The 14,220-nt window shown below is 69.4% G+C and carries 13 protein-coding genes and 1 pseudogene; 7 read left to right on the top strand and 7 right to left on the bottom strand.

Annotated features, from left to right (window positions below; all coding sequences use genetic code 11):
* Positions 1-252: 252 nt before the first annotated feature.
* Positions 253-1,275 carry a phosphotransferase family protein gene (locus tag WG922_RS11185; protein ID WP_340282687.1) on the top strand — a complete coding sequence of 341 codons (1,023 nt, stop codon included), beginning with the start codon at positions 253-255 and terminating at the stop codon, positions 1,273-1,275.
* On the opposite strand, the gene WG922_RS11190 is transcribed toward WG922_RS11185, so the two are convergent.
* Positions 1,244-2,140, bottom strand: coding sequence for a LysR family transcriptional regulator (locus WG922_RS11190; RefSeq protein ID WP_340282688.1), 897 nt, complete (start codon positions 2,138-2,140; stop codon positions 1,244-1,246). The two genes, WG922_RS11185 and WG922_RS11190, sit on opposite strands and share 32 nt — an antisense overlap.
* A gap of 147 nt (positions 2,141-2,287) precedes the next feature.
* Between WG922_RS11190 and WG922_RS11195 the strand changes: the two genes are divergently transcribed.
* Both WG922_RS11195 and WG922_RS11200 read left to right on the top strand, forming a co-directional pair.
* Complete coding sequence (locus WG922_RS11195; protein ID WP_340282689.1) at positions 2,288-3,271, top strand: Bug family tripartite tricarboxylate transporter substrate binding protein; 984 nt, start codon at positions 2,288-2,290, stop codon at positions 3,269-3,271.
* A 7-nt stretch (positions 3,272-3,278) separates the two neighbouring features.
* Positions 3,279-4,589 (top strand): amidase, encoded by a 1,311-nt coding sequence (locus tag WG922_RS11200; protein ID WP_340282690.1) that lies wholly within the window; start codon positions 3,279-3,281, stop codon positions 4,587-4,589.
* Between the two features lie 49 nt (positions 4,590-4,638).
* Here WG922_RS11200 and WG922_RS11205 read toward each other — a convergent pair.
* The 6 genes and pseudogenes from WG922_RS11205 to WG922_RS11225 form a co-directional block, all read right to left on the bottom strand.
* Positions 4,639-5,388, bottom strand: a pseudogene (locus WG922_RS11205) (class II aldolase/adducin family protein); the annotation flags it as partial.
* A 10-nt stretch (positions 5,389-5,398) separates the two neighbouring features.
* Positions 5,399-5,578 (bottom strand): hypothetical protein, encoded by a 180-nt coding sequence (locus tag WG922_RS22000; protein ID WP_445322820.1) that lies wholly within the window; start codon positions 5,576-5,578, stop codon positions 5,399-5,401.
* A gap of 24 nt (positions 5,579-5,602) precedes the next feature.
* Positions 5,603-6,205, bottom strand: coding sequence for a 3-phenylpropionate/cinnamic acid dioxygenase subunit beta (locus WG922_RS11210; protein ID WP_340282692.1), 603 nt, complete (start codon positions 6,203-6,205; stop codon positions 5,603-5,605).
* A gap of 26 nt (positions 6,206-6,231) precedes the next feature.
* On the bottom strand, positions 6,232-7,020 hold the full coding sequence (locus WG922_RS11215) for an SDR family NAD(P)-dependent oxidoreductase (protein ID WP_340282693.1): 789 nt from the start codon (positions 7,018-7,020) through the stop codon (positions 6,232-6,234).
* A gap of 4 nt (positions 7,021-7,024) precedes the next feature.
* The gene (locus WG922_RS11220; RefSeq protein ID WP_340282694.1) at positions 7,025-8,392 is read right to left on the bottom strand and encodes an aromatic ring-hydroxylating oxygenase subunit alpha; all 1,368 of its coding nucleotides are present in this window, start codon (positions 8,390-8,392) and stop codon (positions 7,025-7,027) included.
* Between the two features lie 22 nt (positions 8,393-8,414).
* Positions 8,415-9,410 (bottom strand): 2Fe-2S iron-sulfur cluster binding domain-containing protein, encoded by a 996-nt coding sequence (locus tag WG922_RS11225; RefSeq protein WP_340282695.1) that lies wholly within the window; start codon positions 9,408-9,410, stop codon positions 8,415-8,417.
* Between the two features lie 159 nt (positions 9,411-9,569).
* Here WG922_RS11225 and WG922_RS11230 point away from each other — a divergent pair, with 159 nt between their 5' ends.
* The 4 genes from WG922_RS11230 to WG922_RS11245 all read left to right on the top strand — a co-directional run bounded on the left by WG922_RS11230 (position 9,570) and on the right by WG922_RS11245 (position 14,188).
* A complete protein-coding gene (locus WG922_RS11230; RefSeq protein ID WP_340282697.1) occupies positions 9,570-10,334 on the top strand; it encodes an IclR family transcriptional regulator in 765 nt (254 codons plus the stop codon).
* Positions 10,335-10,532: 198 nt separating this feature from the next.
* Positions 10,533-11,543, top strand: coding sequence for a Bug family tripartite tricarboxylate transporter substrate binding protein (locus tag WG922_RS11235; RefSeq protein WP_340282698.1), 1,011 nt, complete (start codon positions 10,533-10,535; stop codon positions 11,541-11,543).
* 17 nt (positions 11,544-11,560) lie between these two features.
* Positions 11,561-12,535, top strand: coding sequence for a Bug family tripartite tricarboxylate transporter substrate binding protein (locus tag WG922_RS11240; protein ID WP_340282699.1), 975 nt, complete (start codon positions 11,561-11,563; stop codon positions 12,533-12,535).
* A gap of 222 nt (positions 12,536-12,757) precedes the next feature.
* Positions 12,758-14,188 (top strand): serine hydrolase, encoded by a 1,431-nt coding sequence (locus WG922_RS11245; protein ID WP_340282700.1) that lies wholly within the window; start codon positions 12,758-12,760, stop codon positions 14,186-14,188.
* Positions 14,189-14,220 lie beyond the last annotated feature (32 nt).

Here is a 14,220-nt window from a genome sequence, read left to right on the forward strand (position 1 = left end):
GGCGCGTCCCGTCGGCCGCCCCTACCGCCTGCGCGCGTGCGGGGCGTGCGGAGGCTGCGCAACAGGCGGGAAAAGCACCAGCCGGAATGTCGGCACCGGCTGCGCGGGACTGCGCCGCACGGGCACGCCCGGTCTGCACTGCGTGCCGCAGCGCACCGCCGGCTGCGCGCCCACCGGCCAGGGGAGCACCGGCCAGTGGAAATTGGCCGGCTGCAGACACGGCAGCCCGCAAGGCCGATACGCTGGCCGCCCATGGAAATGCACCATGCCATCGCACAGGACTGTCTCGCCCTCGGCTGCACAACGCAGCTGCAGTCGCAGCCGCTTCGCGGCGGACTGGAGTCCGCCGTCACCCGTGTGTTCGTGCGTCCCGCCGCACCTTCGAAGGCGCTGCCGCGCTCGGTGGTGGTCAAGGAGCTGCTCGGGCCGAGGCGCAGGGAAGCCGATGTGTACCAGCTGCTCTGGAGTGCCTTGCCCCGGCCGCCGGCCGCGAGGATGCATGGGCGCAGGGACACGCCCGCGGGCGCCTTCCTGTGCCTGGAAGACGTCCGGAGCGTCGGCGCGTGGCCGTGGCGCGACTTTGCGGCGGCGCTGGAGGTCTGCCAGACCATGGCCCGCATCCACCGCGCCGAGCTGCCGTGCGACGCCTTGCCGCCGTGGGATTACGAGACGCACCTGCGCAAGTCGGCCCAGGAGACGCTGGCGCTCGCGCGCAGCGTCGTCACGGCCGCAGGCGTTCCGGTGTGGCCGCAGCCGGGCGGGCTGGCGCGCGTGGTCGCTGCGCTGCCCCGGATGCGCGAACGACTGCGTGGCGGCGGCGTCGCCCTCATCCACGGCGATGTCCATCCCGGCAATGTCCTGGTTCGTGCAGCAGCGGGCGCAGACCGGGTGGTGCTGATCGACTGGGCGGCGTCGCGCGTGGGCTCGCCGCTCGAAGACTTGGCCTCGTGGCTGCATTCGCTGGGCTGCTGGGAGGCCGAGGCGCGGCGGCGCCACGACACGCTGCTGTCGGCGTACCTGCGCGCCAGCGGGGCGCCAGGCGGGATCGGTGCGGACCTGCGGGCGAGGTACTGGATGGCATCGGCCTGTAACGGCCTTGCCGGCGCGATCCGCTTCCACATCGCCGTGCTCGGCGACGTCGCGAGCGGTGCCAGGGCGAGGAAAGCATCGCAGCGGGCGCTGGACGAGTGGCGCCGCGCCATCCGCCGCGCGGACGCGGTGCTGCGCCACGACGCCGGTGCGGCTAGACGCGGTGGGCGCGCACCGCGGCGATGAAGTTGCGCACCACGGGGTCTGCCTCCCGCGTCCGGGTGACGCAATGCAGCACGGCGCGCGCCTGCGGGCCGGCGCCGCGCAGTGGCCGGTACACCAGTTCTCCGGCGCGCAGCACCGCCGCCGAGGCGGGCACCAGCGCCAGGCCGATCCCCGCCTCGACCAGCGCCAGCATGGTGGGCAGCACGCTCTCGGTCACCAGCCGGGGGCGGACGCCCGCGCGGTGGAAGATGGCTTCGAGCACCGCGCGGAAGTAGGGCGACTGGGTTGCCGAGAAGCCCACCAGCGGCACGCCGTCGAGGTCGCGCACTGCAACGGTCTTGCGTTGCTGCAGCGGATGCCCACGCCCGAGCGCCAGCAGCATCGGCTCGGAATGCACCGCCTGCGCGCTCAGGTCGGCATCGTGCTGCAGCGCGCCCAGGCGCAGCAGGGCGACATCGATGCGATGCATGCGCAGATCGTCCAGCAACTCGACGGATACGCGCTCACTCATCTGCAGCGACACGGCCGGCCACGCCGCGGTGAAACGGGAGAGCACGCCGGGCAGGAAGCGGTAGGCCGAGCCGCTGGTGAAACCCAGTCGCAGGCAGCCGGTCTGGCCGTGCGCGGCGCGCTGCGTCGCCTCTTCCGCCTCTTGCGCGGCCTGCAGCAGGCTTCGCGCGCGCTCCAGCAGCACCTCGCCTGCGGCCGTGAGGCGCACCGAGCGGGTGGTGCGGGTGAACAGCTCGGCCTGCAGGGACGACTCGAGCTGCCGGATGCGCTGGCTCAAGGGCGGCTGGGTCATGCGCAGCCGTTCGGCGGCACTGCCGAAGTGCAGTTCCTCGGCGACGGCGACGAAGTAGCGGAGTAGATCGAGCGGAAGCGGCATTGATTCGGGGCGTGTCTGAATCGGATCGAAAACGATATTGGACGAATGAATGCCGTGTTTCTAGCATCAGTGCGGTTGACAGCGGGCATCCGTCCGCCCAACGCCCTGGATGCGCCCCGACGCGCCCATCAACCTGGAGGCATCTCGATGAACTGCAGAACCCGCTGGCGGGCACTTCTTGCCGCCGCCCTCGCGCCGCTGATGCTGCTGCCCGCCACCGGCTGGGCGCAGGCCGACCCCTATCCCTCGAAGCCGGTCACGCTGGTGGTGCCGTTCGGCCCGGGCAGCCTCACCGACACGCTCGCGCGCATCGTCGGCCAGCGGCTCTCGCCTGCGCTCGGGCAGCCGGTGGTGGTGGACAACAAGCCGGGCGCCGGCGGCAACATCGGCGCCGCCCATGTAGCCGGCGCCGCCAAGGACGGCACCACCTTGCTGGTCGGCCCGGCGAGCACCAACGCCATCAATCCGAGCCTCTACAGCAACCTGAAATTCGATCCGCAGCGGGACTTCACGCCCATCACCAACCTGGCGAGCGTCTCCAACGTCCTGGTGGTGTCGCCGGAGGTTTCGGCGCGCAGCGTCAAGGAGCTGGTGCAACTGCTCGACACCCGCAAGATGAGCTACGGCTCCGGCGGGGCGGGCGGCAGCCAGCACCTCTCGGGCGAGCTGTTCAAGTCGCTCACCGGAAAGGACATGCTTCACGTCCCCTACAAGGGCATGAATCCCGCCCTGCAGGACCTGCTGGCGGGGCGCGTGGACGCCATGTTCTGCAACATGCCGGTGTGCCTGCCGCACATCCGCAGTGGCAAGCTGACTCCGCTGGCGGTCACGAGCGGCAAGCGCTCGGCGCTGTTGCCGGACGTGCCCACCATGCAGGAGGCTGGCATCCCCAACTACGTCGTCGAAGGCTGGTTCGGCCTGTTCGCGCCGGCCGGAACGCCGCAGGCCGTGATCGACCGGCTGAACACCGAAGTGGTGAAGATCCTCAAGGACCCGGCCACCGTGCAGCAGTTGCAGGGGCAGGGCGCCGAGCCCGACCCCGGCTCGCCGAAGGAGTTCGCCGCCTTCGTCGGCAAGGAGCGCGAGAAGTGGGCCAAGGTGATCCGCGACGCGCGGATCACGCTGGAGTAGGCGACCCATGGTGCTGCGGCCGCCCCGGGAGATGGGCGCGCTGGAGGCGGCGCGTGCGATCGAGGCCGGCACCCTCACCAGCGAGGCTCTTGTGCGGTCCTGCCTGGAGCGCATCGAGGCGCGCGACGGGGCGCTCCACGCCTTCACCGCCGTCGATGCGCAGGCCGCGCTTCGCGCTGCGCGGGCGGCCGATGCCGGACCTCGTCGCGGGCTGCTGCACGGCCTGCCCTTCGCGGCCAAGGACCTGATCGATACGGCCGAGCTACCTACCGCGTACGGCTCGCCCATCTACCGCGGCCACCGTCCGCGCGCCGACGCCGCCTGCGTGGCGCTGGCGGGTGAGCAGGGCGCGGTGCTGCTCGGCAAGGTGGCCACCAGCGAGTTCGCGACCCAGACGCCGGGCGCCACGCGCAACCCGCTCGATCTCGACCGCACGCCGGGCGGATCGTCCAGCGGCTCGGCGGCGGCAGTGGCGGACCACATGGTGGCGGTCGCCTTCGGCACCCAGACCACCGGCTCGATCATCCGGCCGGCATCGTATTGCGGCATCGTGGGCTACAAGCCGACGGCAGGTCTGATCAGCCCGGCCGGCGTGAAGGCGCTGAGCCCGTCGCAGGATACGGTGGGGCTGCTCGCGCGCGAGGTCGCCGATGCGGCGTTCTTCGCGTTCGGGCTGCACGGGCACGCCGTGGCGCTTGCCTGCGACGCGCCCCTGCGCATCGCAGTGTGCAGCTCGCGCCAATGGGCCCATGCATCGGCGGCGATGGTGGAGGCGGTCGAGCGCTGCGCCCTCGCACTGGAGCGCGCCGGGGCGCGGCTGCAGCGCATCGAGCTGGCCCCCGAGCTCGAGGTGGTGTTCGAGCTGCAGCCCGCCATCGTGGCCTTCGAAGCGCGCCAGGCGCTCGCGTTCGAGCGCCTGCACGCGGCCGGCGCACTCAGTGAGCGGCTTTCGGCGCGGCTGGCGTTCGGCGCGCAGATCTCACCGCAGGAATACCTGTCCATGCGCCAGGCGGTGGAGCGGGCACGCGAGCGCTTCGCCGAGCAGTTCGCGCAGTTCGATGCGCTGCTCTATCCGGCGGCGGACGGCGAAGCGGAGGTGGGCCTGGACGCCTCGGGCTCGCCGCGCTTCGGTGCGCTATGGACCGTTCTGCACCTGCCTTGCGTGTGCTTTCCGGCCGCACGCGGGCCCTCCGGCCTGCCGCTGGGGGTCCAGATGGTGGGGCGACTCGGCGACGACCTGCGCGTGCTGGCAGCGGCCGAGGCCGCGCGCCGCGCGCTGGGGGACGCGGCGCGGCCGGAAGCGGCGCACGCTGCGTGAACCCGCGCGGCGTGCGAGGGCGAGCCGGCCCGCCGCGCCCGTCCGCACGTCAGTCGTACGCGATACCCGCGCGCCGCAGCATCGTCTCGAAGATCATGCGGTGCACCTCGCTCTTGCCGGCCACGCGGCTCTCGGGCACCTTGCGCAGGATCTCCTCGGAGATGCTGCGGTTCGGCCCGCGCCCGGAGTCCGACGCCAGCTGGATCTCGCACGCGCGCTGCAGCACCCACAGGCGGTTGAAGGTGGTGGGGATGTCGGGGCCGACGGCCAGCAGGCCGTGGTTGCGCAGGATCAAGTGGTTGCGGGTGCCGAGCGAAGCCACCAGGCGCGGCTGCTCGTCGAGGTTGGTCGTCACGCCCTCGTAGTCGTGGTAGGCCAGGTCTCCCCACAGCAGCGCGCTGTAGAAGTTGTCGTGGCGCAGGCCCTCTTCCTTGCAGGCGACGGCGCATCCGGCCGTGGTGTGCACATGCATGATGCAGTGCGCGTCCTCGCGCGCCGCGTGGATGGCGCTGTGGATCACGAAGCCGGCCCGGTTCACGCGCGCCTGTCCGCCCGCGGAGGCGCCGCGCGCCTCCCCGTCGATGTCGATGCGCACCAGGTTCTCGGGCGTGACCTCGGCGTAGTGCAGCCCGAAGGGGTTGATCAGGTATTCGGGGCGCTGTCCGTCCTGGGTCGGCACGCGCAGGGTGATGTGGTTGAAGATCAGTTCGGTCCAGCCCAGCCAGTCGAAGAGGCGGTAGCAGGCGGCCAGGTCCTTGCGCTGTCGTGATTCGGTGGTGTCGTGCATTGTGCGTGTCTCCTTTACGTGCTCAGCTCTGCGGCGCGTCCTCGACGGCGGCCACGTCCTCGCAGAAGACGAGGTCCTCCTCGCCGTCGGCCAGACGCGCCTTGAGCCAAATGCCGTCGCCGATGTTCTCCACCACCTCGGCAGTGGATCCGTCGCGCAGCCGGACCAGCTGTCCGGGTTCGATGGCAAGCAGGTTCAGCATGGCGTTCCTTCCTTTGGTTCTTTCCTAGAAAAAGACGGTGAGGTTCTTGGCGAGCAGCACGTTCTGGTGGATGCGGATCTCGCGCCGTGCGAGCTTCCAGCCTTCGGCAGTGCGCCGGATGCGGTCGAAGCGGTCGCCCACGAAGAAGTACTGCTCGTACTCGCAGCGGTTCTGGTAGATCAGGAAGCGGCTGGTGGTGTCCACCTCCAGTTCCCCCGCGGCGTTGTCCTGCATGGCCGAGAGCTGCACGTTGCTGACCAGCCGGCACACGCGCGAGAGCGGCTCCTCGGCCCAGTGCACGCCGGTGAGGATCTGCTCGACGCGCTTGCCGATGGACCACTTGCCCTCGTTGAACCAGCTCATGTGGTCCTCGCGCCGGGTGAGTTCGCGCGTGGCGTGTTCGCCGAACTTCACGTTGTATTCCATGGGCATGAAATAGCGCAGGTCGTCGGCCAGGGTCGTGAGCCACTCCTGGAAGCGGCGTTCGTCGAGCAGGTTGGCTTCGTCGTAGAGGAATTCCTCGATCTCGCGCTTGCACTCGAAATAGCGCGCGTCGCGCGCCAGGCGCGGTGCGGCGGCGGCTGCGGAGGGGAGGGTGCTCGCCGTGGCTTCTGCGATGTCGGACATGGTGTGTTCTCCTGGATGGGGCGGGCTCAAGGCTTGGGCGGAACGGGCCCGCCCTGGTGCGCGAAGCAGCCGACGTCGATCACGGTGCCGGAAATGGCGGCGGCCTCGTCGGACAGCAGGAAGGCGACGGCATTGGCGAGGTCGCGCCCGCTGGCGGGCCGGCCGGCGGCGGTGCCCGGCGCCGGCTTGCGCACGAAGGCGTCGGTGTCGCCGCCGAAGCGCCCCACGCTCATGCCCGAGACGATGCCGCCGCCGCCGGGGATGGCGACGTTCACCCGCACGCGCTCGTGGAAGTGGTCGTAGGCCATGGCCATGCTGAGCGCCACGATGGCGCCCTTGCTGGCCGCGTACGCCGCCATGTTGGGCTTGCCGTAACCGGCGCCCGAGCCGATGTTGACGATGGAGCCGCCGCCGGCGCGGATCATGTGCGGCAGGGCGGCGCGGCTCATGAGGTAGGTGCCCTTGACGTTCACGTCGAGGATCTTCCCGAACACCGGCTCCTCGGTCGTGAGCACGGTGCCCAGCGGGCCGATGGCCGCGTTGTTCACGACGCCCTGGATCGTGCCGTAGCGCGAGACCGTGTGCTCCACGACGCGCTGCACGTCGGCGGCGCTGGAGACGTCGGCCTCCAGCACGTCGGCCGTGCAGCCGGCCGCCTCGAGCTCCTGCCGCACGGACTCGAAGCCCTGCGCGGTGCTGGAGACCTGCGGCTGCGCGAGCCCGAAAGCCACGACCTGGTGGCCGCGGCGCGCTAGCTCCACCGTGATGGACTGGCCGAGCCCGAAGGTTCCGCCGGTGACGATGACGACGGCCATGCGTTTACTCGGAGAGGCTCGCGGGGGCGCTGTCCTTGCGGCCCAGCAGGGTGTCCCAGTCGGCGCCGTTCATGTAGTCGCGCCAGCGGCGGTAGAACTGGCGGGGGTTCTCCTCGCTCACCTGCACGCTCACGTGGCCGGCCACGGGGCTGCCGGTCTGGACCTTGCCCATCGACTGCTGGTAGTTGAACGGATAGCGCCGCGCGATCACGCCGCGGCTGCCGGCGGTGGCGTAGTTCCAGTTCTCCATGTCGTCCTGCTCGGTCATCCCGGCCGGGCCGGAGTAGCGCATGTAGTAGACGCGCAGGAAATCCTTGACCTCCTGCGGCGCGTCGGCGTCCACCATGAAGAAGCGCCAGGCTTCCGTCGATTCGGGACCGTGCGGGTGCCACACGCACAGGTTGCGCGGCTGGTTGCCGTGGAACGAGACGTTGGGGTAGATCGTGCCCACGAAGGGAATCAGCCGGTGGCGCTCGGCGCCCAGGCGCTCCTTGCGCTTGGCGTGCGCCTCGCGAAAGTACTCGGCCACCACCGGGTTGTTCTGGTAGGTGTTCAGGAACTCCCAGTCTTCGGGCATGAGGGCGCTGTGCACGCCGTGCCCGGCGGGGAAGTTGGCCCAGACGTGCTGCGCCTTCTCCATCTCGTTGTCGCGCCGGCCCTTCACGCCGGCCTCGGCACTGGGGCCGATGCCGATCAGGTCGACCGAGCGGTGGCTCACGTTGTGATAGGTGTCGCCCAGGAAGTTCTCGGCGGCGAATTTCCAGTTGCACGGGATGATCCACTTGTGCACCCCGAACAGTACCTCGGAGCCGCCCTCGCGGCCGTCGCGGCAGTCGAGCGCGAGGTCCAGGTGCAGCTTGGCGTCGCCCAGGTAGGTGAGGAAGTCGGGCGCGTCCTTGTCCCAGCTCGCCCAGACGGTGCCCTTGTAGACCTCCATCTTCGGCACCTCGATCAGCGACCACTCTTCCTTCTCCATGCAGCCTTCGTACAGCTGCTTGAACTGCGGAACGCCGAACAGCTTGCCGTCCGTGGTGTAGCTCCAGCTGTGATAGGGGCAGGTGAAGAGCTGGGTATTGCCGTGGTCGTACTGGCAGACCTTCATGCCGCGGTGGCGGCACGAGTTGAGGAACACGTGCACCTTCTTTTTCTTGTCGCGCGCGAGGATCACCGATTCGGCGCCCATGCGCGAGGTGAAGAAGTCGCCGGGGTTCGGGACCTGGCTCTCGTGCCCGACGAACAGCCAGGCGCGGGTGAAGACCTTCTCCAGCTCCTCCTGGAAGATGTCCTTGTCGGAAAAGATCTCACGGCTGATGACCCCCTTGCGGAGGTTCACCATGGCGTTGTAGCGGGACTCGGTCGTGATGGGGATCATGGGTTTCCTTCGGGAAGGTGTCTCAGGCAAATCGTTCGCACAGCACGTCGGCGCGGCGCAGTCCGGCGGCTTCGGCGGCATGCCGGCCGGCCTCCACCATCGGCGGCGGCCCGCACAGGTACACACGCGTCGCCGCATCGAGCTGCAGCCGGGCAATGAGGTCGGTGGCGTAGCCCGCATGGCATCCGGGCTGCGCGTCCTCTTCGACGGCCAGTTGCAGGTCCAGCCCCGGGAGCTGCTCGCGCAGCGCCTCGACTTCGTCCAGTGCGAACAGGTGGCCGGGCGTGCGCGCGCCGATCAGCAGGGTGGTGCGCTGGGCCTGCGGCCGCTGCGCCATGCTGCGCAGCATCGACAGGAAGGGGGCGACGCCGGTGCCGCCCGCCACGAACAGGCGGGGGCGGTCCTCGTCGCGCAGGAAGAAGGTGCCGTGCGGTGCGCTGAGTTCGACCGGGTCGCCCGGGCGTGCCGTGGCCAGCCACTCGGAAAACGCGCCACCCGCGACCATGCGCACGAAGAACTGCAGGCGGTCGGTGCCCGGCACGTTGGCCATGGAGTACGACCGGTGGAAGTCGGCGCCTGCCGGCGTGATGCGCACGTACTGGCCGGGCTCGAACACCAGGGCGTCGGGCACCTGCACCTCCAGGCGCATGGTCTCGGTGGCGACCTGCTCCACCGCCGTCACCACACCGGCGACGGGCGCAGGCTCTTCGCTCAGCGCCTCGGCCGCGTCGTAGGGAAACTCGATGGCACAGGCGCTGTTGACCCGGCAGACGCAGGGCAGCACGGTGCCGGTGTCCCGGTCCTCGTCGGGCAGCACCGCCCGGTCGTAGTCGTCCAGCGTGACGACGCCCGACACCAGTTGCGCAGTGCAGGTGCCGCACTGGCCGTTGGAGCAGTCGGTCAGCAGATTGAGGCCGGCCTCGCAGGCTGCGTCGATCAGCTTGCCGCCGGGCGGCACCGCGAGCCGGTGCGAGACGCCGTCGGCGAACAGCAGGGTGACGGGGATAGGCTGGCTCATGACAAGGACTCCTGATGTGCGCGGCGGCGGACAGGCAGGCCCTTTGCGACGAGGTTTGTCTGTACAGCGGACATGAAATCCATTCTATGGACTGCTGGATAGTGAGTCAAACAGTCCACTGTGCGGACATAATGACCGCGCTGCCGCAGGAGGAAAGCCATGGCCACTGTCGAAAAGACGGAGAACGTACGCGCCGTCGGGCGTGCGCTCGAAATTCTGCTCGCGTTCACCGAGGACGATCCCGAGCTGTCCGCGGGCGAGCTGCTCAAGCGGGTGGACCTGTCGCGGCCCACCCTGTATCGGCTCATCTACACCCTGGAAGAGCACGGCTTCCTGGTGTCGGTGGGCGAGCCGCAGCGCTTCCGGCTCGGGCCCTCGGTGGCCCGGCTCGCGCATGTCTGGAAATCCACGCTGGACCTGAGCACCCTGGCCGAGCCGGTGCTGCGCCGGCTGTGGGAGACGACCCGGGAAACGGTGGCCCTGTTCGTACCGCAGGGGCAGATGCGCCTGTGCGTGGCCGAGCTGGCGAGCCCGCAGCCGCTGAACTTCAAGCGCGGCGTCGGCTACACCGAGCGCCTCGCCCTGGGGGCCACCGGGCGCGCCATCCTCGCGCACCTGAAGACCACGCCCGAGCAGCTGCGCACCTATGTGCAGGGTACCGAGGTGAACCTCAAGCAGCTCGAGACGGAGCTGAGCGGGACCCGCCGGCGGGGCTACTCGACCAGCCGCAACGAGCTCATCCCCGGTGCGGTGGCGGTGGCTGTTCCCTTCTTTGACCAGGAAGGCCGGGTGGCGGGCTCCGTCGGCGTGTTCGGCCCCGAGGTGCGGCTGGACGCCGCGCGCCAGAAGGCACTCGCGGCGATGCTGCTGGACGAGTCGGCGCGCCTGTCTGAAATGCTGGGCTACGGAACCCGCCCGGCATAGCCGTCCGGCCTGCGCGGGCGAACTGCGGGCGCGGGTTTGTGCGCATGGCGAACACTCCCGCGTCGTTTGACGATTATCAAGAACCGTCCATAAAATGGACTCGTAATCCGCAGCATGGACACGGCGGATGCATCCAACCGCAGGCCCGGGTGCCGACGAGCTCCGGGTCCCAAGCCATCAATCAGGAGACACAAGCACATGCCCCAATTCCGTTCTGCCGCGCGCCGCCACGTGCTGCGCGTCATCTCCGCTGCCGGCGTGCTCGCGCTCGGCGCCGCCGCTGCCTTGCACGCGCCACACGCTGCTGCCCAGAACTATCCCGACAAGCCCGTGAAGATCGTCGTCGGATTCCCGCCCGGCGGCACCAACGACATCCTCGCGCGCCTGATGGCGGCCAAGCTGACCGAAAAGCTCAACCAGAACTTCATCGTCGAGAACAAGCCGGGTGCCGGCTCCGTCATCGGCAACGATGCCGTCGCCAAGGCCGAACCCGACGGCTACACCCTGCTGGTCTCGTCCAGCGGCGGCCTGACCACCGCGCCGGTGCTGATGAAGAACATCCCCTACGACCCGGCCAAGGACTTCGAGCCCGTCGCGCTGCTCGGCTCCTTTCCGCTGGTCGTGACGGTGCCTGCGTCGCTGCCGGTGAAGAATTTCAAGGAGCTGATCGAGTTCTCCAAGACCCACAAGGACGGCAGGCTCGACAACGGCACGCCCACCACCTCCTTCGTGCTGGTCGCCGAGACGATCACCGCCACCGCCGGCCTGAAGTTCAACCACATCCAGTACAAGGGTTCGGGCCCCGTCGTCACGGCCCTCATGGGCGGCGAGATCCAGGTGGGCGTGCTCGACAGCCCCGCCGTCATCCCGCACGTAAAGGGTGGCAAGCTCAAGGCACTCGCCGTCACCACCGGCAAGCGCTCGGCGGCCCTGCCCGACGTGCCCACCATCGCCGAAGCGGGCTACGCCGGCTACGACACGCCCATCTGGACCGCGCTGATGGCGCCCAAGGGAACGCCCAAGCCCGTGCTGGACAAACTGCGCATGGCGGTGGGCGAGATCCTGGCGGACAAGGACACCGAGAAGCGCATGCACGCGCTCGGGCTCGATCCGGGCGACGTCGATTCGGCCGCCCTGCACAAGCGCATCGTCTCCGACATCGCACGTTGGACCCAGGTCGCCAAGTCGGCCAACATCCAGCCCAACTGACCGCAGGCACAACGCACATGAATCGCATGCTCTCCCGCATGGTTGCCTGCGTGGCTACCGCCTTGGTCGCCACCTCGGTCGTGGCCCAGGCCCCGGCCGGCAAGCCGATTACCCTGGTCGTTCCCTTCGCACCGGGCGCTTCGGCCGACGGCATCGCCCGCATCGTCGGGCGCGAACTGTCCCAGGTGCTGGGCCAGCCCGTGGTGGTCGATAACAAGCCCGGCGCCGGTGGCGCGCTCGGCCTGATCGCCGTGGCCCGTTCGGCACCCGACGGACACACCATCGGCATGGGCGCGACCGGCGCCATCGCCGTGAATCCGCACCTGCCCGACGCGCCGCCGCTCAAGCCGCAGACCGATCTCGTCCCCCTGGGCAAGCTCGCCGACATCCCGCTCGTGTTCGTCGCCTCGCCCGGCGCCGGCCACGCGAACCTGCCGGCCCTGATCGCCGCGGGCAAGGCCTCCGGCGGCAAGAGCATCTCGTACGCGACGCCGGGCCAGTACACCGCGCAGCACCTGTCGGGCGAACTGCTGGCCAGCATGGCCGGCGTCGGCCTGGTCGCCGTGCCGTACCGCGGCAGCGGACCCGCCGTCACCGACGTGCTGGGTGGCACCGTGCCCACCGCCATGGTCGATCTCACCTCGGCCTACCCGCACGTCAAGGCGGGCAAGCTGGTCGCCCTCGGCGTGACCAGCGCGGAGCGCAGCAAGGTGGCGCCCGAGATCCCCACCATCGCCGAGTCGGGCGTGAAGGGCTACTCGGCGCCTGCCTGGATGGGGCTCTTCATGCCGGCGAAGACACCCGACGACGTGCGCGCCCGGCTCTCGTCGGCACTGCAGAAGGTGATGGCCAATCCCGCCGTGCAGCAGCAGATCGCAGGCCTTGCCGCCGAGCCGGCATTCATGGACGGACCGGCCTTCGAGAAGTTCATCGCCGGTGAGTCGAAGAAGTGGGGCGAGGTGATCGCCCGCATCCCGGCACCCGCCAAGTAAGGGCGCTAGAGCGCTGACCCTGCCGGCGTACAAGAAGGCCACCTCGCGTCGAGGTGGCCTTTTTCTTTGGGGAGCGGCGTGCTGGCGGCCAGGCGAGCGGCTGCAAGAAGCACGGGGTTCGCAAGTCGAATAGCCGGCTTGTGCGCTCAGCGCAGGCCGACTCGGCGGCTAAGATCATTGCCCGTCCGATCGAATTCGGTGGCTGGAAAGCCCGGAGGCTGCATGCGATTGAGCATCACTGCCCTTGCACTTCTCATCGCCCTTGCTGCGCCGCCGGCGGCCGCATTCACCGCCGCATGCGGTGCGCCAGTTGCAGCTGCCGATGGTTGGGAGGTCGAGCGAGATCCGGCCATGGCCGGGTTTCATCCCCATGCGATTTGCGAGGTCGTCCAGACTTTTGTCGAGAGCTCGCGCAATCTGCATGGCCTGGTGGTTGAGCGCCAGGGACGCTTAGTCGCCGAGGCCTACCGCGACGGCAGCGATCGCTCCACCTACTCGGTATGGGCGAGTCGGCGCCACTTCGACAGCGACGCACTGCACGACATCCGTTCAATCACCAAGTCAATCGTGGCGCTGCTCTGGGGCATCGCAGAGGCGGAGGGGAGCGCACCGAGCGTCACGACGCCTGTTCTGGACCTGCTTCCCGCTCTAGCCGACCTGCGCAGCGATGGACGCGACCACATCACGGTTGCCGATCTGCTGTGCATGCGCAGCGGCTTGCGATGGGACGAGAGCGGAGGCTATGGCCGCTGGGCGAACGATGAGAAAGGACTGCTGTGGCGCGCCGACCGTGCGCGCTACGTCCTCGACAGGCCATTGGCGGAGAGTCCGGGCCGCCAGTTCAACTACAACGGCGGACTCACTGCCGTGCTCGGGCTTCTGCTGGAGGAACGCACCGGCATGGACCTGCGCACCTACGCGCGCCTGAAGCTGTTCGAGCCGCTCGGCATCCGAACCTGGGAGTGGGTGGGCGACCTGCGTGGGCGCCCGCGCGCCTACACGGGCCTGCGCCTTACGCCCCGTGACCTGGCGCGCCTCGGACGACTCGTGCTGGACGAGGGTCGTTGGAAGGGCCGGCAGCTCGTTTCCGCTGAGTGGTTACGCAGGATGCTCGCACCGTGTCCGGGGAGCGGCGACTTCGGCTACCACTGGTGGTCCGGGACCGTGTGGGTCGATGGCAAGCAGCTCGCGTGGAAAGGCGCCTTGGGCAATGGCGGTCAACGACTGTTCCTCGTTCCGGAACTTGACCTCGTGGTCGTGACGACGGCAGGTGAATACGACGACTCCACCGTCGGCCGCGCCCAGCAGTACCTGCTTCAGCAGGTCGTGGCTTCGACCCGGGAGCACGGTCCGCCGATGGCGCCCGCGTCACTCGAGCGCGTGCCGGCTGCGAGCCCAGTCGAAAAGCGAGCGACCCTGCGGTCCATCACCAGGGAGGATGGTGGCAAGCGCGTCTACGTGCATCTGAAAGTGGCGCTTCATGCCAACCTGCCGTTCACGACGCTTCGGTTCTACGTGCGCGATCCTGCGCTGCTCTCCAGCTTGCAGAAGGGCGCCACGGTCAAGTTCCGAGCCGAGCGCATCGCGGGCGAGAACACCCTCGTGTCGATCCGCGCCGTGCCGCCCTGCGTCCGCTTTCAGCCCTGCGACTGAGCACTGCACTGCTGCACCGGGAGTGCGGAGTC

Origin of the sequence: Ramlibacter sp. AN1015, assembly GCF_037726105.1 — a bacterium.
Lineage (GTDB): Bacteria > Pseudomonadota > Gammaproteobacteria > Burkholderiales > Burkholderiaceae_C > Ramlibacter.

Coding starts and splice junctions, on each gene's coding strand:
- WG922_RS11185 (WP_340282687.1), top strand. CDS start 253: ATGGAAATGCACCATGCCATCGCACAGGACTGTCTCGCCCTCGGCTGC.
- WG922_RS11190 (WP_340282688.1), bottom strand. CDS start 2,140: ATGCCGCTTCCGCTCGATCTACTCCGCTACTTCGTCGCCGTCGCCGAG.
- WG922_RS11195 (WP_340282689.1), top strand. CDS start 2,288: ATGAACTGCAGAACCCGCTGGCGGGCACTTCTTGCCGCCGCCCTCGCG.
- WG922_RS11200 (WP_340282690.1), top strand. CDS start 3,279: ATGGTGCTGCGGCCGCCCCGGGAGATGGGCGCGCTGGAGGCGGCGCGT.
- WG922_RS22000 (WP_445322820.1), bottom strand. CDS start 5,578: ATGCTGAACCTGCTTGCCATCGAACCCGGACAGCTGGTCCGGCTGCGC.
- WG922_RS11210 (WP_340282692.1), bottom strand. CDS start 6,205: ATGTCCGACATCGCAGAAGCCACGGCGAGCACCCTCCCCTCCGCAGCC.
- WG922_RS11215 (WP_340282693.1), bottom strand. CDS start 7,020: ATGGCCGTCGTCATCGTCACCGGCGGAACCTTCGGGCTCGGCCAGTCC.
- WG922_RS11220 (WP_340282694.1), bottom strand. CDS start 8,392: ATGATCCCCATCACGACCGAGTCCCGCTACAACGCCATGGTGAACCTC.
- WG922_RS11225 (WP_340282695.1), bottom strand. CDS start 9,410: ATGAGCCAGCCTATCCCCGTCACCCTGCTGTTCGCCGACGGCGTCTCG.
- WG922_RS11230 (WP_340282697.1), top strand. CDS start 9,570: ATGGCCACTGTCGAAAAGACGGAGAACGTACGCGCCGTCGGGCGTGCG.
- WG922_RS11235 (WP_340282698.1), top strand. CDS start 10,533: ATGCCCCAATTCCGTTCTGCCGCGCGCCGCCACGTGCTGCGCGTCATC.
- WG922_RS11240 (WP_340282699.1), top strand. CDS start 11,561: ATGAATCGCATGCTCTCCCGCATGGTTGCCTGCGTGGCTACCGCCTTG.
- WG922_RS11245 (WP_340282700.1), top strand. CDS start 12,758: ATGCGATTGAGCATCACTGCCCTTGCACTTCTCATCGCCCTTGCTGCG.